Genomic DNA, 19,794 nt, shown 5'->3' with positions numbered 1-19,794 from the left:
CGCGGACTATGAGGCGCTGGCTAATATTCGCAACGAACTCGCTGAACTCACCCGGGAGTTTTACGGACTCACAGAACTGCCCGCCGACTGGCAGCATCCGACGCAGCCTGAGTCTAAGAGGTGCCGGCACTCCGTCAGGGCGCCTCGCTATCACAACCATAGCCATCCGTATCACGATTATTCTTGCGCTTCTCTCAGTCACGCACGCGACACCGGGCGCGAAGCCACCGTCCGGCCGTGCGGCGATAGGAACGTTCAAGCGCTTTTCCGTCTCGGTTTGTGACTTCGGCATCCCGATGACGGCGCGCGACCAGGACAGCCAGCGCCGCATCTACAAAATGTAAATGCGAGATATCTCTCCCGTGCCGTCGGCGAACTCAAACACATCCAGGCGACCAGCTCTGACGTGAAGCAGAAGCCGCTCGACGTCCTCAATCGCGACCGCAAGAGACGGGTTGAATTCAACTTCGGATGTGAGTTCCCGCCTTCTCTCGAGAAGTCGTTCAATGGCGCTAGCGCGGGAAACAAAGAGTTGCTCCATCGACAACCGCCATTCAGCTAGAACCTGTACCGGCTAACTCTGCGCCGGCAGGCCAATCGCGTTGGGGCGCGAATTACCTCACCGCTCAATCCGGCAGTGCCTTTCCCAGCGCAGAGGTTGTGGTCGCGGGCAACGCCAGGCGCGCCGCCCTTCGTATTCTAGGACAAACACAATTCTGTCGCCGCCCCACGGCGGCGACCGTCCCCACGAGCGCCCCTGGGTACGAAGGTGCAACGTTTGATGACCTTTCTGTGAACTTGGACACATCAACGTTACAGGCAAGTATCGCGTCGTAGGCCGTGGAATCAATCGCGTAGACGGGTAGCGCTCGTGGGCGGCGTCGGGGCACGTTGACGAAAGGCTCGCCATCGGGCTAAGTAATTCGGCACAAAGGAGACCGGCCGTTAACCTTGAAAAGCGTCTCGTGGCTGCCTAAGATAAGGGCTAAGCGAATTCTCGCGAAAGGCGAGCGCCTGCCAAACCGGCTCAAACAAATTTTGGGCAAGGACAGTGCAGGAGTTCCGCCGCGTAACCGGCCTCGGTGTAATTCGACGCGACCACGTCTTTACGAATTTCAGTAATGGCTCCGACAAACTCGAACGCCCTTTGTCTTGTTAAAAGACGAAGGGTCTAGTGGCGTACCTTGAACATGCGGAGGTTAACATGAAAAAGCTGTCAGTCGTGGTTGGTCTGTTGGTGACATTGGTTTATGGAGGAATGGCAACAGCAGCAGACTCTGGCCCTTATCTGGTAGGGCATTGGAAGCTCAACGACAGCTTTACGGACTTCAATAACCCGCCATCCCCGATAGTGACTGATAACACAGAGTTCGTTTTCCTCAATCCCACGCCATTAACGCTCACGCTCGAATACGCTTTTTTTGATTCACAGGGTACTTTTTGTGGTTGTGACCGCGATACCCTCAAGCCCAACGGGCGTACTCGGTACACCATGTTGGGGGAATTGCAAGGTGGTCAGTTTTCTAGAACGCTGTGCCCTGGCACGAACACGGCAAACCCCCAGACCGACGGTGTAATGAAAACCATAGTCTTTACAAAGGCGGATGCTGATGGTGATAACGTTGATGTTGGTGATGCGGTAGAGGCGGGGTACCAAATTGATTTGTTCGGAAGCGGAAGAACGGAATCCGACTTGAAGGCGGTTATTCTGAACCACCATACAACAGCTGAAATCACCTCGATTCACCGGCAGTGCAACAAGTTCATTAAAAAGTAACTGACATCCAATACAAAAACTATCTGTTAAAAGACATGCTCTGCGCTTAAATCTGGACGGCCGCTTTATTTTCGTCCAGCAGTTTTGAAGGCGGGCGTGCGCTGTACGCGTGGGGGTCCATGCACTTCGCATCCCAAAGCTCCACCGCGGGCGGATTGAAGTTTAGCTGCACCGCCACGCTGGCACACACAACCGCCAATCAGAACGCTGGCGAGCGTCGCGCCTCCTTATCGAGGCTTAACTACGCAAGGCATCGAGCTCAAGCTGCTCTCGGGGTACATGACGAACATTGGTACCCTTGATAACGTAGACGACGGACTCGGCGATGTTGGTCGCATGGTCGCCGATACGTTCGATGGCTTTCGCAATGAACAGATAGTCCAGCCCAGGGGATATTGTCCGAGGGTCTTCCATCATGTAAGTCACGAGCTTTCGCACAAAAGCGCGGAACTCGTTATCGATGGCTTCGTCGTCCCGGATAATCTGTTCTGCGGCGGTCGTATCCATCCGCGCGAACGCGTCCAAGGCACGGTGTAAAACGTTCGAAGCCATTTCGGCCGAAACCTTGATTTCAGCGATGTTGACCTTCGGCGCGTTGGCATCCTTCGCAATGCGCTGGGTTCGCTTCACAATCTTGCGCGCCTCGTCGCCCGCACGCTCAAGATTGGTGACACATTTTGAAGCAGCCATCAGGAGGCGCAGGTCACGAGCGGCCGGTTGTCGACGAGCGATGACGTTGCTAATTTCCTCGTCGATTTCCATTTCCATCACATTGAGGCGGCGTTCGCCTTCGAGGACGCGTTCGATAAGGTCCACGTCGAACGTGTTCAGCGCCTCCATTGCGTGGACAATCTGTGACTCCACCAGGCCACCCATTTCGAGCAGCCGTGTTGAAAGCAGAGAGAGGTCAGCGTCGAACTGACTTGAGAGATGTTTGTCCGGCATATTTGCTCCTCAACCGACGCGGCCGGTGACGTAATTTTTAGTTGCCCGCCGTGTCCAGTTTGACCGAATCTGTTCGGGCTGTACCAATCCCGACGAGCTCGCCGAGATACATGAATGCCGTCCGTTCCGTGAGGCGGCCGCCCGATACATCGGTGCATTGCCCCGACCACCGCTAATGGCATAAGCCAAGTTGCGCTTGGGGGGGCATCCGCTACACAGCGGCACCTTGGAACCAGGCGGCGGATTTTGAAATTCCGCGCCGAGCGTAGGCTCCGGCGTCCCTGCCTGCCTCCGTCCAGACCATCAGGACCGTCAACCTCAACCGTTAAGCCATCAGTTAAAAACAGTATATACCGTATTATTCAGGTGCAAAATTCGACGCGCGGCACCATGTCACTCTCCCGAAATGAAGCGAGCGGTCAATCCCAATGGCTCAGAGCGCGTTTGTCGATTGGCAGACGCGCTTGCTTCGCTGACGTTTCGACGCAACGTCGGACGGTCACACATCCTGACCGGAGACCTTGACAGTCGTGTCCGCTCGACGCTGGTTTGCGACGGTGCGCCACCTTGGTGACACCAATGTGACGCACCATACGATGAGTGTCGCGACGTGGGAGTACCTTTGCGTGTCCGTCGTTGCACCAGGCGGTAGCTGGATGCTCCAGATACCTGAAGCCCAATCAACTCGATATCGGAGACGCTCGGCCTCAGTTATCCCCAGATTTTGTTGGCAAGGTTGGGGATAACATGGGGGCACTTGCGTTAAATGTGTGATGAGAACCGTGTATGCAGCCCCGGCCTCGACGCAAGCACTCGTGTCGACAGAGGCTGCGGTGCCTCGACTAACCTCTACCCCCGCGCCCTATCTTTAACCTTCATGAGGCTCCCATGGCTGCAAAGCGCAAGTCTAAGGTGAAGGACATCGCGTCGACGGGGATTTCTATCTCGGGCGACGACCTCAAACAAGCCCTTAAGCCGATTGCTACCGCCCTGTCGGAGGAGCTCGCGGCCCTTTTGGCGGCCGTCATGGATGGTCGAAAGAAAAAGACGCTCGACCGACTGTCGCAGGCGCTAAGTGAGGCCGTCCCCTCGCTCCTCCAGCGCGTTATTGAAGACGACCTGCTTGCAGATAGTGATGCGGACCGCGAACGTCGGGCGACGCTTGTCGCAGCGCTACGGGCGCGTGAAATGCCTGCGAGGCTTCAGCAAGCGAAGTCTGCCAGGCAAGGACCGGCGCACGGGGCTGATGACAGTACAGACTGGATGTCCGCCGACGCAGTCGCGAGACTTCTGAACGTATCGCCGGCACATGTGAAAAAGCTTTCGCAGGATGGAAAGCTAGGTGATGTTGACACGGACGCCAACGGCGTGATGAGGCTTGAGCGGACAGCCGTGCTCGTGTGCTACGAGCAAATGAAGCGACGACAGCAAATGGGACGACAAGAGACATTTAGTCGCCGTGAACGAGGTGGCGACAATGTCCTCCCTGCGGCGACTTCGGGGCGTCAGCGGAAAGGTGCCGACCGACCATAATGGAATCAATGAGGCATGCCGTGGCCGGGCAAGTCATTAACCTCGTACGGTGCCACGGGAAGACACACCGGCTTCCTCGAAGTACATGCTGTCGAGAGATAGTGCTATCCCGAAAGATGAAGCCTGTCGCCGGCCCGCGGAGCCCCAGAACTCAACCTGTCCGGAGTGGCATACAACGATGACTTCGGTTGCACCGCCCTCCAGATAGCTTGTTACCCGGCGGTCGATGTCATGCGTCCTGTCGCTATCGAGGAGCACTTCAACGCACAGGTCGGGCGCGAACGGCACCGGCTCGTCGCGGTCGAAACTCTCCCATCTTTCGCACGGCATCCAGACCACATCGGGGACCCTGATGCCAAGGGCTGGAGTAATCACGGGTACTGACATGGCGGCAAGGTGACCAATCTGTTCGGTCAGGTGACAGAAGACGTCCGTGAGCACTATCTGGCGCCTGGCTGATGGGGCGGGATTCAGTATCGTTTCGCCGAGTTCGTCTAGCTCGTATCGGTGGCGCCCGGCATGTTCTACCTCCGGAATGAGGCGATGCCACGCGGCAAGCAGTTCGTAACGGTCCAGAAGAGCAGGCGTGCCCATAGTCGTCTCGCGGGGAAGTCACCTGAGCGTAAACCCTCCCCTAGCGGCTTGACAATCATTATGTATTTGTGCGCCGCACAAATCGCGACTATGCTAGCCGGCATCCCGTAAGCAATTGTTTCGCGTCAGCGGCATCGTCCGATGCGGTGCATCGCCTACACTGCGGGCAATCGCAGTCTAATGCTCACGTAATTTCTCAGATTTGTTGTGCAGTGCGGCGGCAGCACGAACATGAGGACCGCAAATCGGCCTCACAAATCAGATGCTTTATGATGTCAGGCAAACCATTGACTGCAAGGTGCGCCTCCGGGCCGCACCACGAATGCCATGGGCCCGAACATACGGACCCTTGGGGGCGCCAAACTGGGTACTGCGCAACCTTTATTGGCGTGCGAGCCGCGAGCCTTGGAATACGCGCGTTGGCTCTACCCACACCTGCCTGACCTGCCCGGATGCTATGCGTCCCTCATAGGCAGAGACATCAAAAAGTTCCTTGCGGCCCGGCCGGCAGGTCCTACGGGCGAGACGGACAGACGTAGCCAAAGCTTTGGTGCAGGTCCGTTCAGCATGCGCTCTACCGGCTGACGACAGGAGGTCCAACATGAAACTTGACGACGCCACTTTCCGCCGATTGCGCCGTCTCGCTCCGGTTCTCGATGACGTACTCAACGCAGGAGAGGTCGAGCACGCAGACCAGGCCGTGGACCTGGCTTCACTTGCTCAGCTGTGCTCACAGCTGTTCGACGCGTACCACTGCCAACACCAACACCCGGGCGAGATTGCGCAAGCGCGACTCGACGCTCTCGAGTCTCAGTAACATACTTTGTCTGGACAAACCCCACACGGCTTACCAAACAACGGGAACGCAGTCCTGAATCATCGGGCGTGCTGATAGTGCGTCTTTTCTTGCATCGCGACACTTTATACGAGACAAGGTGTTGCACCTCACATTCGAGACCGCCGCCCGAATTGCCCCGTACTGCGCAATCGGCTACAACTTCGGTGTCGGAGTCTTGGATAGCGGTTTCAGCACTGTAGTTGAGCGCCGGGCAGTAACTTCCGCTGTTGCAATATGTACAAGATTCAGGCGTACGGAATTCGGTGCGCTCTTTACACTTTGTTGGATTGAATGATGGAAACAGGTACAGTAAAGTGGTTCAACGACGCGAAAGGCTTCGGCTTTATCACGCCGGACGATGGCGGTGCGGACTTGTTCGCCCACTTCTCGGAAATCAGGGCAACGGGCTTCAAGTCATTGCAGGAAAACCAGAAGGTCAGCTTCGACGTGAAGATGGGACCGAAAGGTAAGCAGGCCGCAAACATCACGCCGGTTTAAGAGAAAATCCGCGTCACTGCAGCATACGATGCCCGGTTCGCCGGGCATCGTCCATTTTCGATGACGCTCAGCCCGGACAGCATCGCTACCGTCCGCGCCGACTCATCCGACGCCAGGTACACGACCGCGCGCGTCATTTCTTCTGGTCGCCCGAAGCGACCCGCAAGTACCTAACCTCCGCGCAATCCACCGAACTGCCCGCCGAACGCCCCTCGTTTCGCTCAATCAGATTTTCGTTTCCACCCCTAAACTTGTTTCCATGGAGCGACGAGTCATTGAGCCCATCCGCGCAGCCTTCCCCCGCGTTGTTTTGAACCGTACCGTTGGTTGCAATTGAAGCAGCAGGAAGTTGAAGCAACAGGAGTCGAAGTACCACGCAGTTGAAGCAGCGTGCAGTTGTCTGCCCATTAGAAAAAGGTTTCAGCAGCAAAGCTTCGCGGCCCGCTCTGGTGGTCCAGCCGAATTGCGGCATCCGGGGCAAACAGGCGTCGGCGGCAACATGCGGCGCGGAACATGTGCGGTGAAGTGCGGAACAGCGCGGCGACTCGCACGAATGCTGTCACGCATAGGGCATTCGGATAATTGTTGAACCCCTAGGACAGCTGCGGCGAACAAGGACCGGGGTGGTGGGGGCAGGCATGAAAAGCACGAGTGAGCAGTCCCTGCGTTTCCAGGTCGAAAAATGGCTCGCGCCGGGTCCCACGATACCGGTCCACGTAACCGAATTCAGTCGCACCCGTTGGGCTAGGAGACGCTATGTACGCATCGAGACCTCGTTATCCGTCGGCTCGCGCGCATTGTTCTTCTTCCGGCACGATAACGGTCGCTGGTACGTGTTTCCGCCTACGGCCGACAGCCTGAAAATGACCGTCCTGCCGCGTGAGGGGTCATTCCCGGCGTCCGTACTGCTGTAACGCCGAGGACCATCGCGCGCTGCACTCCTGGCTGCAGCTACCAGCGCATTTTGACCTGCTTGGCGCAAGGCCCGGCAAGCTGCCAGGCCAATCCTGCCCATACCCCACGCAGTTTTTAGTCTTCGTAGTTAAGCGTCGCGGGATTGGTGTTCCGGAAGATTACGTAGAACGGTTGCTGAAGTGCGCCACCAGCAGAGTTGGCCGGCACGATGACGTCGCACTGCATGGTCGTGGGGCTGCAGCGCCGCAGCTGACCGGCTGTCGTGACATTGTCGCCGGTGATGGGAATGAAGAGATTCCGCCCCGGCCCGAAGATGATGGCCTGTGCATAGGCCCTTTTGCCGCCGCTAGCAACAGGAGGCGCCAACACGAGCTTGTCGAGAAGGGCGCCGGTGTGGCCATTAAGTTTGAGGATTTTATCGCTATCGCTGGCATTGGCACGGAAGCTCGTGACCCACAGGTTGCCTGCGCTGTCGAAGACCAAGCCCTCCGGTCGGTGCAAGTCCGGGACACTGGTGTTCGAGGCGAACACGTCAAAAAATTTGAATTTGCCGGTGCTGGCATCGACGCGAAAACGCAACACGTATCCGGTAAGCTGGTTGAAGAGCGGGTCCTTCGGGTCGAGGCAACCGACCGCCGAGACATACAAAAGACCGTCCGGCCCGAACACCACACCTCGCGGATGGAACTCGGCAGTGAACGCTTGCCGGTCCAGATTGCCAAGAAAGGCACCCGCGGCGTCATATTCCTTGACATTGCCTTGATTGGAACACTTGCTAGACTGTGCACCGATATCGGCCACGTAGAAGCCATTGTCCTGCCCCCCGCGCACAATGCCGCGCGGTGCGAAGGGTGCGTTTCGGTCGCTCGAGGCGACAAGTTTGCCGACAAAAGTGCCGGTCGCGCCGTCGAATTGCAGAATCTCGCCGGACTGGCCGGTGCCCAGGTTCTGGTTGACAACCACAAGTTGCCCACCCGTAAAAATCATCCCCATGGGCCCCTTCAGCCCGGCAGTCTTCGGCGCAATGAAGGCGCCAAGGTATGTCCCGCTCGAGGCATCAAAACGCTTGACAGAATTGTCGCCAACGTCGCCGACGAACAGCTCCCGCGCCCTCGAGGATTGGCTGACCGACAACACACTGAACCCCAATGCTGCGGACAGCAGGATGGAGCGCAATACATTGCGATAATTGGTGAGCGGCGCGCACAGCGCCGCAAGCAGTACCAGCACACAGTTCTTCTTGTTCACGGGAATGACTCCTTTCAGGAAAGGTCCGCGCCGACGCGGCGCCATGGTGTATTGGACGATTGGGTTTTACGTCAGGCGCAGCAAAGAGAACGCCTGAGCTACCGCAAAGGGGGGGCATGGAATGTTCATGGTGACCTCCTCAGAGGCAGTGTGTTGCACACAATGGGCGGCACCGCACGACACCGCCCAACCGTCGCTACGGACCGAGCGGGTGTAAATCAATCACCTCGGCAGGGAACCCATCCAAGGCGACTCGACTGTTTGGATTGGCTGTACTGGACTTAGCAATAAGGCCAGTTTGGCTGACGGTGCACCGACCTTGGGTGCCTTGCGGCAGCCCGTTAATAGCCAAGTAATATGGGGTAAACGGTCCGGTTGCTTGCGACCGGAAGGCGGCGTACTGTAGGCCAGGTGAGGTTAGGAACGTCTCCAAGTCGACCATCGGGTTACCGGTGGTAATGTACGTGATATCGAGAAACGAATCGCCCAGACATACTCCAGAAGGCGTTATGCCAACCATCAATCGGCAGGATAGTCGCTGTCCCATCGGCGCGGGCTCGACCTGGCAGCAGACCCACGCCGCCAAGGGCAGCACCAGCAACAACTCCGCCTGCAGCCTTGAGCCAGCCGCGACGAAAAGACAAGAGAGAATGTGTCATTTCAGTGTCTCCTATGGTTCTACGGGAAGACTATCCGGATGCCGTAATGACTGTCGCCTACTCTCGGCATCCGGTGAATTCCATTGCAATGGATGTGACAATTGCCAATGCCTGCAATACTTTCTTGACGAATGGGACCAAGTCGTGTGGCTATCGAAGAAAACGCAGGTGGCCTAGCCTGCGTTTTCCCTAGCGGAAGCCGCGCAAGGCAATGGCTCACACGAACGGAGCCGACGTGTTTGCGATTGGTACGGTCTCAACTCACGGGCAACGCGCGAGGAAACGGTCGAGGTTCTGCTCGGCGCTCCTGCCGTCGCGACGCGGTACTGCACTGCGCGCATTGCTGCAACCAATTCGTGCCGACTCCTGCTATCAGACGCGTTTTCATGTTCACCCCTTGATTGCGAGCAAGCATTCATCCCGAGCGTTCCGGTAAAACCGGTGGCGATAAATCCGCCAATCCGAATAAGCCAAACGCTCCCCCTCCATCCTCATAGAGATGGGGAGAAATCCATCGAATCGGTCTTCTGTTGGGAACGCGAGCAATGTCTCTACTTCAATGAGAGATTGCCGCGACCGGAACCAGCGTTATAGGAGGGAGGGAGTACTGCATCACTAAGCCATTGCTTGGCGGTTTAGTGCTGACAGACAGGTGCTAAACGTTGCACAGAAGTCTGCCGGTGGTGACTTTTTGAGTCGGCAACCGCATTAGAATTGGGTTGCATGAAGTGTTATAGACGGGCACTGAGGCGAATACAAGATAGCGGCGATAAAGCTCGAGCTAGAGGCTGCGAGCCCGGTGAAGAGCGGACCGCAAGACGGCTCGCACGGCTTCGGGGGGCATTAGACCACCGGCTTGTAACCGCAATGTCATAACGAGCGCCTTGTCGTAATTTGTCTGCAATAACAGTCGGTGCCAGCCTGCACTATCCCGCTTGTGACTCCTGGTGTTGGTTCTTTGTGTTGGGACTTCGTAGCGTTGGTGTTAGCAGCGGCCCAACACCATGTCACGTTTTGAATCGCTCCCGTGTTGGTTGCCGCGCACTCAGCTTGATTAAACCCTTGTGCCTTAAGCGAAACGGGCAAGCGGTGTGGTCGTAGGCACATTCACTGCGTAGTTGTGCCAGCCCGTCACCCGAGCGGCGCTCTGACTGCACATTTCAATGGAGGCAAACGTGCTGGCGACGAAACCATGTACCGCAACCTGCGTCATTGACGGCATCGCCGTCACGCTCACATTCTTCCCTGACACTGGTGTCTTGCGGATTACCGACACCACTGGTGTCCGCTTAAGGGAGACACGGTGGGCTGCTTCATGGCATAGCCTTGTCACGACATTCCGCGAACTGAGCGAAACACCGGTAGAGGACCGTGCCGACCCTGAGACACTCTTCGGTCGTCAGAATCGCGGCTTCGAGCCCATCGAAGAATCGATGGCCACGTTTAGCTGAGGTTGCGGAAATTCGAGCCATCGTCTCACGTCGTAATGCAGTTGGCTGTCTGAGTTGCGGTGCCGTCGCGACGTTTGTTGTAAGCGTGGGTTCCATCCGTTGACTCGGGCGTTTGCGCCAGAGTGCTTGTAGACCATGGCCTGACGATAAGGAATTCCCGCGAGTCCTTACCATCCAGCCATTTGGGGCGTGCGCCCCATCCGGTCCAGGTTTGCCTGGTTTCTGGGTTCCTGTATCGCGGTGGGACGGGAGGCCGTCCACGCTTCCGGCCAACCAACTCACTCGGCGCGATACCATATTCGCGCATCAATGTGCGAATTTTCTGGATGGCGGCATCGCGTTCGATACGCCGTGCGCTTTCAATGCGCTTCTCAAGCTCAGCCAGGTCGGCCAAGAACTCCCGATAGGTCTTCTTGCTCACAGCTCTCACTGCAAGTTCTTCGTGAGTTGTCCCCGGAGGGTGACCGCTATCTGCTGCAGAATGTCAGGCAGCAAAACCTGCGCGTCCAGCGGTCCCACGACCGAGTATCCCGAGCCGGCGTCGCCGTCGATAACGATGACGGCAGCGCAGCGTGCGCCCGTCCGTTGCCGAACCTGATTGCACGCAGCATCAAATTGTCCGGCCGATTCGCCGCCCTGCATGACCTTCGCCCCAATGTTATCGGCCATCGCGTCCTCACCAGGAAGTAAACACTCGGCGGACATTGTATGCCGACGGGGCGCAGTCAACGCTACGCGAGATTGCCTCTCTCCGCTCCGAGAACATTTTGCATGAGCTAATCCAATGCACATCAATGCGCCGTCTCTCGTTGCCAATCCATCGGGTTACCAGGCATCCGAGACGCTTGCGTCGAGCGGGCCGTCCTAATAAAAGAGTCTCATAAGAACCGTGGCTAACGTGTCCGAAGAAGTTCACTTCAAGTGAAGAGGTTAAAGACACGAGTAGCGATGTCATTTAGACGCAGCATATCCCTAAAATCTAGATGGGCGGAGCCGCGGTCGGATGCAACCAGTATCTGCACGGCGGACTCCTTCATGCTCTGCCTTCGACATGCCCGTGCCGACACGGAAGACAACTGGTTCGCGCGTCACGGCTACGAATGAACGCTGGCCGAGGGGAGATTGCATCGGCGAGCGCCACGCTGGGGTTGGCAACAATCGTCCCCAATATCGGAGGACTTTCCGATGAACGCTACGAAGCAGTGGAGCACCAAACTCACTGGCGACCTGGACTCCCCTGCAATCTATGTTCGCGTGAAAGACCGCAGATGAATCGTCGCGGGCGCCACGCCGACCGAGGTGCGAGCATCAGGACGCATCTGGACTCACAGGGTACCAACTCGTGAGCCAAAGATTCCCACGAAGAGCGGACTAGGCGACATGGGTCTGCCCTGTTGCAAAGCCAGTAACCGTCGAGATTCAGAACAGCGGCGAGACGCGTACAAGCGTTCAGCGGCGGAACAGTGATTCCGCGTCGCCAATATTGCACGTCGTCTTCACTCACGCCTATACGCACGCGCCGCCAACGACTTTGCGCTTCGAGTTCGACAGCGCTCCACAATGGCTTCGGCCGGCTGACTGCAACCTTTTTTGCGGCGTTGCACACACCCAAGTAAATGTGCATGTATGACCTCCAGGCAAGGCCCTAAGCGTTGACCGGGTTTTCCCTGGAGAACCGCTGCGCATCAATACCAGCGGGGCATCCAGCGTCTCCGGTACACGCCGCGTATCGCCGCAACGCAGCAAACGATTGACATTCGCACACCCAGTCCTAGAATGAATTCCGCTGCACCGCACCAACGTTCCTACTCTGTGGCTCGTCGTTTGTAATGCCGTTCGGCGGTGTTCCGGAGACTTGCCACGTCCACCCTTATGGAGTTAGTGATGAGCAGTCTCGCCCCTGAACAACTTTTTTCAGCGCAGAAGGTCGTTTTCGAAACAATATCCGGACTCCTGAACAAATTTTTCGGCGGCATTGAAAAACTGGTTGAGCTGAACCTGCAAGCGGTCAAATCGACGCTCACCGAAAATCAGGAAATCACGGCCAAGGCGCTTTCGGTCAAAGACCCACAGGACTTGTTCGCTCTGCAGGCCAGCTATACGCAGTCCGTGACAGACAAAGTGCAGTCGTACGGCCGTAACGTGTACGAAATCATCTCCAGCACGCAAGGTGAATTCGCGGCGGCGGCTGAAGCGCAGTTCCAGCAGTACTATCGCGAGACGCAAGAGTTCGTCGACAAGTTCGCGAAGTACGCACCTGCCGGAAGCGAAACCGCCGTGGCAGCATGGAAGACATTCATCACGACGGCCAGCGAAACGGCCAGCACGACGTATGAAGCTGCCAAAAACGCTACGAAGCAAGCGGTTGAGATTGCCGAAAGCAATGTTAGCGCTGCGTCGTCGACCTCGGCTAAGCGGACTCGACAGGCCGTCGTACCAGTCGCCGCCGCTGAGGAGTAACAGCGTTTTTGGCGTCGGCCACCGTCGTCTAATTCTTCAAGCGAGCCCCTGCTCGCTTTTTTTTTGCGTGGCCTTCTGGAGCACCGCGGCGTCCAGCGCGCCTCGGACGCCGTCATGGAGCAGTGGCCTGAGCCAGAAAATCGCGGGCACCGTTGCGCGGGTGGCCGCCGTTGCTTCGTTGGGTTGCGTCCACTGCCAATCATGCGAATTGACCAGACTCCTTGTGGCCGAAACTTCGTCATGCCAAGTCCAATGAGGTACGACCGAACCAACGGGAGCGAGGTTGAAGGAGAAGCGGATGACCACCGCAGAAAAGTCTTTGCATTTGCTGGTTGAAAAATGGCTGACGCCAACTTCCGCGACGCCAGTTCGGGTAACCCGATTCGGTCGCACAGCCTCTAACGGGAGACGTTATGTATGCGTTGAGGCACTGCGACCCGAAGGCCCGGTTGCACTTTATTTCTTCCGGCACGATGACGGTACCTGGCGCGTGTTCCCGCCTGAGAGCAGGAGCTAACAATACGTGCTTACACAAGTGCCGTATGATTGGGTTAGACGTCGCCGCTCGCTCCGCCCAGACCGAGCGGCTGCGCCGAGCCGCAACGGTGCTCATACTACGGGGTGTTTATACAGGTATGCGTTTTCTCGTCGCTGGAGGTTTGCACGGCCGGAATGGCGCCTTCGGTAGCGCTATTTTGTCGCAAGGAGCCGTATGCCCACAGTAAGGAAGCCAACTGATGAAGCACTTGCGCTGGAACGAGTGGTGAATGCTGCTCGGGCAGTTCAAGCTGCGCTGGCCGCTCTTCAACCGCACTTTGCTTCGGATGGAGACGGACAGCCGTCGACGCTGGAGCTCGTGGCGTTCGAAGTCGCGATGCAAGAACTGAAAGACGCGCGCGAAGCGTTTGACATCCTCATGTCCCGCACGTCAGGCGAAAATCCGACAGCGAGGCATCTGTAGCATGCAGCTCGTTACCGGTTCATCCGCTGTTTGCGACGTCCCGCCGCAGGCAGCTTCGTAGCTCAACTTGGCCGGTGGGTGCAGCCGACGCCGCGACGAATGTTCGGCCGGGCAATCGAACCCCGATGAAATGCAAGCAATGGGAGATGTTTCATGCGTATCAACGGTGCGACAGGCACGATGATTCTGATGACTGAGCGAGACGACACGACCGGCCAAGACGTGCGCGTCTTGCGACTGGAAGCGGCGGCAGACGGCAAGGCCGTCCTGCTCATCGACGTCGACCAACGGAAGCCCGGCATTCATCGCGAAATACGCTACGAGATTACTGCCGCAGAGCTGATTGCAGCGATTCGTGCGCATGGTGCTGAGTTGCCTTGGGAGCAGCCCAATCCGTGAAGTACGCTACAACTCGGGGCCCCTGGACCAGCACCGGTCGTTCCACCGCCCACTAAGCCCGACCTGGCACCACCCTGGAACGGCGCGCCGGCGAGCGAACGGCTGACGAGCGCGTCGCGTTCCCAGGGGCGATTTCCCGAACCGCTAGTGACATTCCGTACAATGGGCATTCAATTGCGCCGGCATACTCTGCGGGACCGTTACTGGCAGTTAAACGTTGAACTCAGATACGCATTATCAGACGCTTGGCGTTGCGAGCACCGCGTCTGCCGACGATATCGTGAAGGCGTACCGCCGATTGGCGATGCGCTGGCACCCGGACCGCAACCCGGCCAACCCGCACGACGCCAAAACGCGGTTCCAGCAAATCAGGAGCGCGTACGACGTGCTGAGCGACCCGCGCAAGCGAGAGCTTTACGACCTCCAGATTTCACCACGCCGGTCTAGCTCATCCGGTAATGCGTCGCCAGGCTCGTCCTTTGACGAGGCCGTCCGGGCGCAATGGAACAGGCGACGTGGACCGCCGCCGGTCCAAGGTGCGGATATCGAATGCAAGATGACGGTCCCGCTCGAAACGGTAATTTTCGGCGGCGCTTTGGACGTAACGATGCGTGCACCGAGGCCGTGCGGGACCTGTGACGGAAACGGCAAGCTCGCCGGTCGTTTCGCGTGTCCGTCATGCGGCGGCGACGGCAAAAACGGCCATGGGCGCAACTGCAGAACGTGCAGTGGCTACGGCGCGGTCGACGAGACACGATGTCCGAACTGCAACGGAAAGGGCGTAGTCAAGACTGAGAAGACGATAAGGGTGACTGTCCCGCCCGGTGTCGTCGAAGGAACGGTGCTGCGTGTTAAGGGCGCCGGAGGCCCTGGTCTGAATGGGGGTGCACCGGGTGCGGCTTTCTGCCGCATCAAGGTCCAGGCACATCGCACCTACAAGCTGCACGGCCTTACCCTGACCCGGGACCTTACGGTGGACTTTGTCACAGCCATGCTGGGCGGCTCGGTCCCGGTCGAGTTATTCGGCGCGAACGTCAAGGTCGCCGTGCCGCCAATGACCCGAGCGGGGAAAATCATCACGATGGAAAAAGCGGGGTTGAAGAATTCGAAGACCGGAGAAAACGGTGACCTCAAATTTAAGGTCGTCATTGATTTGCCCGCCAGTGCTCGCCGGTTGAGGTCCGAGCACAAAGAAATACTGCGGGCAATGTTCAACGCGGCTGCCGCTAAGTGAGGGTTCCAGCGGCGGCGCGCGTCCGCGTTGAATGACCGTGAAGTCGTGGGCGTTTGATTGCCCAGTGCGGTTTCGAACCGCACCGAAGCCTCGGCGTGCTTGTGCGGCGCCAGAAACGTTTTGAGGTGGCCGATGCCGCCCGTATACCCGCCACGCCCTGCGACACTTATTCCGACATTTTCTTGGCAAGGTCATGGACAACACGGGCACATGTGCCACAAGCATCTGAAGCTGGACGACTATCCCCTGCCAGCCCCGGACGCTGGCACACGCTGTCGGTCGTGGGCCCCCGTGCGAAAATTCGCTAACCGTCCATCGCCTCAAGCGCGGTGACCGCCAAGCACACATCCATTGAAGCCGCTAAATTTGCAATCGGAGGCGGCCGGCGAACCCATTGAGCTTGTCGGGCTCCCCCTTGAGGCGGATGCCGTGTCGCGACGGGCTGTTGCTCCGGAATAGCGTGCGTCGGATACCTGGGGCGTGCCTCATTCGCTTAACGAGGGACCACACTTACGCGTAGCACCCGTGCACTACGCGCGCGAGGTTCTCGCCCGATTGTCTTCCGCATTGGGAAGCGACCGTGGCGCCCGCTCCCCTGTGCTGGGCATCACCGTAGAGATTGCGTGCTTGAATACCATCTGGTGGCCGGACGGGGACTCCAGGAGAACTACGTATGAGTCGAACGACGCGACCTGGCCGCTCAGTCTGATTCCGTTAATCAGGTAAACGCTTGCCGGGGTCTTTCCCTTGAGCAGGGTCTGCAGGAATTCGTCTTGAACTGAGGCTTGATTTGACATGTTGTTCTCCGCCGCCGGTCGTGCTCCGGGACATTGTACGCTTACACCTTCAGTGAAAGAGTGAGGTGTTTTTGGCGATGTCGGCCGCTAGCCGCCCTCCGGCACGGGCTCTCCGGTTTCACAATGGCTAGCGCCATGGACACCCGTGTTCGCAAACCGGCCCTGCACCTGATGCCGGAGCTGGCGGCATTCATGACCCAGTTGCGGGGCGTGTTCGGTGACGCCGTCATCGACGACGCAGTTGGGCGCAGCAAGGCAGGTGAACCAAAGTTCTACGCATGCGAAAATGGCCACGCAGTCGGCACGGCCAGTCCGAAGAGTGGGAGCGCGTGGCGGGTCGACGATTCCATTCTCGGCCGCCACTTTTGCCCCGGCTGCGATGTGGCACCTGCGTGGGACAGGGGGACCGCTGTAGCGAGTGGCTCAAGCGGCGCAATATGGAGAAGAGAAGGTGAGAATAGCTGGATGCGCTTTGCTAGTATTGGCGTTTGCTTCCTCCGCGTTAGCGGGCGAACATCACGACGTCGGGAATCCACCAGAGGCACAGAGTCGATTGCACCAGGCCCGGACCGCCCAGAAACATATGACGCACCAGCATTCGGCGCCCCATCTTGTAAAGACGCGGGCGCATCAACCGGCGACTGCCAGTACGAAGCTGACTGCCAAGCCGCGCGCCAGACATTTCGGCGCTCCACACATCGCTCCAGACGAGTCCGATATCCCGCGAGTCACCACTTCAGATGGAAACGTGCTCCGCGTCGGGTCCGATGGAAGCGCAGTACGGGTGGGCAACCGCTGATGGAAGCCGAGAGCTACAGGGGATACCGCATCTGGGGGCATGCCATTCTGCAACAGGAAGATATTCTTCAACCTGTGCGATACGCTGCAAGCGGGACCATTACCCGAAACGGCAGGCTCGTGGAAGCCTCGGGAGTCCTCGGCAGTTGTGAAACGGAAGAAGAGGCCCAGCTGGTCGGCCTGGACTGGGCACGAGCGTGGGTCGACAACCATGGCTAACCGGAGCTGAGCCATCGCAGGCTAGCGAGAAGCAGCGCGCGGGCGGAACGCCAAGGGAGTCTAAAACGAACGCGCCTTGCGGGTAAAATACCGGTTCGCTAAAGATGTCTTTAACTTCTTGTTCTTCTGTATCCCCCTTCAGACATCAAAGCCATCATGTGGATGGGGGTCTTTTTGCTAGCGCGAGGCGGTCCACACGGACCGCCTTGCAGATGGGTCAGCTCCCGGAAAACCTCAGAGATACTCCGGCAGACAGTGCGATGCGCATTGCGCATCCGCGCAGGCCAAGTTGCGCCGCATCGACTCGAACAAGAAAAGATTAAGTAACATTCAGAGCATCGGATTCGAGCTCGTTACGGGTCAACAAACACTATTTATCGGGTGACGGTTAGTACGTGTGTCTTGTAGTTGTATAGGTAAACTACAAAGTTTGAAACGCTTAGATTCCCAACGCTTTGCGAGGAGATAGTTACTGCTCCGGTTCCCAATGTGGCGTTCATATCGGCCTTATCGTCAATCTTTAGCACGCTATTGCCGAATGAAAATATTTCATGGTCGTCGCGCTTATCCTGATACGCGACACCAACCCCGTTGAGAGCCATATTAAAGGTTACGGTGTCGGTACCGTCGTCCGATGGCAACTGACCAGATGCAGTTACTGTTTTGGGAACCTGTACTCCTTTGCTGTCGTCCGCAGAGAACTGAACGGGTCCGGAGTAGGAGTTACCAAAGGTGGTTTGAGTGCAGGTATCGTAGCCGGCGACTTCCACGAAGCTATAGGCGGCAAGTTGCGTAGTTGCCCCGCCACCATGCGTGACACCTGCATTTGCGTACACATGTATGTCAAAGAAGCCTGACTTGCAGTTGTCCACAATCGTTCCGGAGGCTTCTGCGGCATCTCCGTAGGTGCTGGTATTCGTCACGACGGGAGGCTGGCCATACGCGAGCAGACATGAAGCCGCGAAGGCGGCAACTGCGGTCAGTGTTCGTCCGGCGATGTTGAGCATGGGAGAACGGCGGGACGGGAGAGGATTTTTAGTCATATCAGCACCTTCGGGCAAGGCAATGGCGCCGCGCCGGGGCGCAGCGGGCTAGTGATTTCACGCATCTGCTATCAAATCGCGCTGGCTAGACGGGTCTTCAGGTTCACCCCTTGATTTGAGTGCAAGTATTCATCCACAGTGATTCGGTAAAACTTGTGCCGACGTAACGAGAAATCCGAAAAGCGAAATGCGCCCTCCATCCTCATTGACATGGGGAGAAACCTACCGAGTCGTTTGGCTGGTCTAGAACGGTCACTAAGCCATCGCTTGTCGGCTTATTGCTGGCAGACAGGTACTGAAACGCCGCACAGAAGTCTGCTCGGGCTGACTCTATGTGTCAGCAACCGCATCAAGATTGCGATGCATGATGTGTTATAGGCAAGCGTCGTGACGATTACAAGACAGCAACTTTGCAAGCATGCAAAGACTAGGTAACCACAACGCATTTGCCGACCTGCCGCTCGATTTACGGGGATGGCCCAGTGCGCTACGCCAACCTGGGAGTCTAATTCCTGGAAATGCTCCAGTCCTCCAACCGTGTGGCTTCGTGATTGTTGCTGGCTCCATACCCGGAAGGGGTAAAAAAAATTATCGACACCAGTGGCTGGACGAAGCCGAGGGCCACGTCAAGGAAACGGAAAAGCGGCCGGTCTGCTCAACGTGCCAGCTACCATGCGCGTGCCACACGACTGCTTGCGGCGCATCATGCTCTTTGCCCGGCTGTATGGCGTATTGAACGGAACCATCACTCCTCGTGGTCATGGTTGCGTCGAAGCCGTTTATGTACGCGCGAACATTTGCGTTGCTGACCAGCGTGGTGACCTGCTCTTGCGACAGCGGCGCGGTCCCCTCCGGAACCACGACGTAACGCGAAGGCGCACACCCGGCAAGCAGTGCCCACCCAGTTGCGGCAGCGACATTGATAATTTGACGTTGAGTCGGCACGACGAGTCACCGGCATCAGCCGCCCGAAACGTCGAAATCGAAATACTTCTTCGATATCGTTCCGTAGACCCCGTTTGCGCGGATGTCGGCAATCCCTTTATCCAACCGCTCCTTCAGTTCTGCCGCTTTTCAAACCGATGGTACAGGCTATCCAGGGCTTTGACGCCCGCACCCTGCCTCGGTGGAAATGGAGCGCGGCGCCGGGAGCCATGGAGCGGCATCTGCAGCGGCGCTATAACAATCCCCTGTTTCCCCTACATCGCCAGGTTGTCACCTCAAGCGACGTCTATGCAGCGCGTGTCGCGGACTATGAGGCGCTGGCTAATATTCGCAACGAACTCGCTGAACTCACCCGGGAGTTTTACGGACTCACAGAACTGCCCGCCGACTGGCAGCATCCGACGCAGCCTGAGTCTAAGAGGTGCCGGCACTCCGTCAGGGCGCCTCGCTATCACAACCATAGCCATCCGTATCACGATT

Annotated in this window: 20 protein-coding genes and 3 pseudogenes; 13 read left to right on the top strand and 10 right to left on the bottom strand. The window is 57.7% G+C overall.

The window, feature by feature from the left end; translation table 11 throughout:
* Nucleotides 1-331 precede the first annotated feature (331 nt).
* On the bottom strand, nt 332-541 hold the full coding sequence (locus GNZ13_RS17595) for a hypothetical protein (RefSeq protein WP_172166712.1): 210 nt from the start codon (nt 539-541) through the stop codon (nt 332-334).
* A 663-nt stretch (nt 542-1,204) separates the two neighbouring features.
* Between GNZ13_RS17595 and GNZ13_RS17590 the strand changes: the two genes are divergently transcribed.
* On the top strand, nt 1,205-1,777 hold the full coding sequence (locus GNZ13_RS17590) for a hypothetical protein (protein ID WP_172166710.1): 573 nt from the start codon (nt 1,205-1,207) through the stop codon (nt 1,775-1,777).
* Between the two features lie 237 nt (nt 1,778-2,014).
* On the opposite strand, the gene phoU is transcribed toward GNZ13_RS17590, so the two are convergent.
* Nucleotides 2,015-2,722, bottom strand: a complete 708-nt coding sequence (phoU, locus tag GNZ13_RS17585) for a phosphate signaling complex protein PhoU (RefSeq protein ID WP_172166708.1) — start codon at nt 2,720-2,722, stop codon at nt 2,015-2,017.
* Nucleotides 2,723-3,610: 888 nt separating this feature from the next.
* Between phoU and GNZ13_RS17580 the strand changes: the two genes are divergently transcribed.
* Nucleotides 3,611-4,255: a hypothetical protein gene (locus GNZ13_RS17580; RefSeq protein ID WP_172166706.1), complete on the top strand. Its 645-nt coding sequence runs from the start codon at nt 3,611-3,613 to the stop codon at nt 4,253-4,255.
* 36 nt (nt 4,256-4,291) lie between these two features.
* On the opposite strand, the gene GNZ13_RS17575 is transcribed toward GNZ13_RS17580, so the two are convergent.
* Nucleotides 4,292-4,849 carry a Uma2 family endonuclease gene (locus GNZ13_RS17575; protein WP_172166704.1) on the bottom strand — a complete coding sequence of 186 codons (558 nt, stop codon included), beginning with the start codon at nt 4,847-4,849 and terminating at the stop codon, nt 4,292-4,294.
* Between the two features lie 601 nt (nt 4,850-5,450).
* Between GNZ13_RS17575 and GNZ13_RS17570 the strand changes: the two genes are divergently transcribed.
* The 3 genes from GNZ13_RS17570 to GNZ13_RS17560 all read left to right on the top strand — a co-directional run bounded on the left by GNZ13_RS17570 (nt 5,451) and on the right by GNZ13_RS17560 (nt 7,099).
* The gene (locus tag GNZ13_RS17570) at nt 5,451-5,666 is read left to right on the top strand and encodes a hypothetical protein (protein WP_172166703.1); all 216 of its coding nucleotides are present in this window, start codon (nt 5,451-5,453) and stop codon (nt 5,664-5,666) included.
* A gap of 315 nt (nt 5,667-5,981) precedes the next feature.
* Nucleotides 5,982-6,185 (top strand): cold-shock protein, encoded by a 204-nt coding sequence (locus tag GNZ13_RS17565; RefSeq protein WP_172166701.1) that lies wholly within the window; start codon nt 5,982-5,984, stop codon nt 6,183-6,185.
* 638 nt (nt 6,186-6,823) lie between these two features.
* Nucleotides 6,824-7,099, top strand: a complete 276-nt coding sequence (locus GNZ13_RS17560; RefSeq protein ID WP_172166699.1) for a hypothetical protein — start codon at nt 6,824-6,826, stop codon at nt 7,097-7,099.
* Between the two features lie 115 nt (nt 7,100-7,214).
* Here GNZ13_RS17560 and GNZ13_RS17555 read toward each other — a convergent pair whose 3' ends face one another.
* Nucleotides 7,215-8,348 (bottom strand): Vgb family protein, encoded by a 1,134-nt coding sequence (locus tag GNZ13_RS17555; RefSeq protein WP_328807243.1) that lies wholly within the window; start codon nt 8,346-8,348, stop codon nt 7,215-7,217.
* A gap of 1,834 nt (nt 8,349-10,182) precedes the next feature.
* Here GNZ13_RS17555 and GNZ13_RS17550 point away from each other — a divergent pair.
* Complete coding sequence (locus tag GNZ13_RS17550) at nt 10,183-10,458, top strand: hypothetical protein (RefSeq protein ID WP_172166695.1); 276 nt, start codon at nt 10,183-10,185, stop codon at nt 10,456-10,458.
* Between the two features lie 25 nt (nt 10,459-10,483).
* Here GNZ13_RS17550 and GNZ13_RS17545 read toward each other — a convergent pair whose 3' ends face one another.
* Nucleotides 10,484-10,879: an H-NS histone family protein gene (locus GNZ13_RS17545; protein ID WP_172166693.1), complete on the bottom strand. Its 396-nt coding sequence runs from the start codon at nt 10,877-10,879 to the stop codon at nt 10,484-10,486.
* A 5-nt stretch (nt 10,880-10,884) separates the two neighbouring features.
* Nucleotides 10,885-11,127 (bottom strand): hypothetical protein, encoded by a 243-nt coding sequence (locus tag GNZ13_RS17540; protein WP_172166691.1) that lies wholly within the window; start codon nt 11,125-11,127, stop codon nt 10,885-10,887.
* A gap of 1,215 nt (nt 11,128-12,342) precedes the next feature.
* Between GNZ13_RS17540 and GNZ13_RS17535 the strand changes: the two genes are divergently transcribed.
* Nucleotides 12,343-12,918, top strand: a complete 576-nt coding sequence (locus tag GNZ13_RS17535) for a phasin family protein (RefSeq protein WP_172166690.1) — start codon at nt 12,343-12,345, stop codon at nt 12,916-12,918.
* A 36-nt stretch (nt 12,919-12,954) separates the two neighbouring features.
* On the opposite strand, the gene GNZ13_RS17530 is transcribed toward GNZ13_RS17535, so the two are convergent.
* Complete coding sequence (locus tag GNZ13_RS17530) at nt 12,955-13,224, bottom strand: hypothetical protein (RefSeq protein WP_172166688.1); 270 nt, start codon at nt 13,222-13,224, stop codon at nt 12,955-12,957.
* A 406-nt stretch (nt 13,225-13,630) separates the two neighbouring features.
* Here GNZ13_RS17530 and GNZ13_RS17525 point away from each other — a divergent pair, with 406 nt between their 5' ends.
* From GNZ13_RS17525 to GNZ13_RS17515, 4 genes and pseudogenes are all read left to right on the top strand, one after another.
* The gene (locus GNZ13_RS17525) at nt 13,631-13,879 is read left to right on the top strand and encodes a hypothetical protein (RefSeq protein ID WP_172166687.1); all 249 of its coding nucleotides are present in this window, start codon (nt 13,631-13,633) and stop codon (nt 13,877-13,879) included.
* A 153-nt stretch (nt 13,880-14,032) separates the two neighbouring features.
* Entirely contained in the window at nt 14,033-14,278 is a 246-nt protein-coding gene (locus GNZ13_RS17520; RefSeq protein WP_172166685.1) for a hypothetical protein, read from the top strand.
* Nucleotides 14,279-14,495: 217 nt separating this feature from the next.
* Nucleotides 14,496-14,687, top strand: a pseudogene (locus GNZ13_RS54275) (DnaJ domain-containing protein); the annotation flags it as partial.
* 147 nt (nt 14,688-14,834) lie between these two features.
* Nucleotides 14,835-15,512, top strand: a complete 678-nt coding sequence (locus tag GNZ13_RS17515) for a DnaJ C-terminal domain-containing protein (RefSeq protein WP_236002047.1) — start codon at nt 14,835-14,837, stop codon at nt 15,510-15,512.
* Between the two features lie 6 nt (nt 15,513-15,518).
* Here GNZ13_RS17515 and GNZ13_RS54270 read toward each other — a convergent pair.
* Together GNZ13_RS54270 and hfq are read right to left on the bottom strand one after the other, a co-directional pair.
* Nucleotides 15,519-15,667, bottom strand: a pseudogene (locus GNZ13_RS54270) (IS21 family transposase); the annotation flags it as partial.
* A gap of 375 nt (nt 15,668-16,042) precedes the next feature.
* The gene (gene hfq, locus GNZ13_RS17510; RefSeq protein WP_172166682.1) at nt 16,043-16,309 is read right to left on the bottom strand and encodes an RNA chaperone Hfq; all 267 of its coding nucleotides are present in this window, start codon (nt 16,307-16,309) and stop codon (nt 16,043-16,045) included.
* 798 nt (nt 16,310-17,107) lie between these two features.
* On the opposite strand from hfq, the gene GNZ13_RS52330 reads away from it, so the two are divergent.
* Entirely contained in the window at nt 17,108-17,326 is a 219-nt protein-coding gene (locus GNZ13_RS52330) for a hypothetical protein (protein WP_236002046.1), read from the top strand.
* Between the two features lie 374 nt (nt 17,327-17,700).
* Here GNZ13_RS52330 and GNZ13_RS17505 read toward each other — a convergent pair whose 3' ends face one another.
* Entirely contained in the window at nt 17,701-18,369 is a 669-nt protein-coding gene (locus tag GNZ13_RS17505; protein WP_172166680.1) for a hypothetical protein, read from the bottom strand.
* A 1,154-nt stretch (nt 18,370-19,523) separates the two neighbouring features.
* On the opposite strand from GNZ13_RS17505, the pseudogene GNZ13_RS51545 reads away from it, so the two are divergent.
* Nucleotides 19,524-19,794, top strand: a pseudogene (locus GNZ13_RS51545) (hypothetical protein); the annotation flags it as partial.

The organism is Paraburkholderia elongata, assembly GCF_013177735.1.
Taxonomy (GTDB): domain Bacteria; phylum Pseudomonadota; class Gammaproteobacteria; order Burkholderiales; family Burkholderiaceae; genus Paraburkholderia; species Paraburkholderia elongata.
This window is presented reverse-complemented; position numbering and strand designations above follow the sequence as displayed.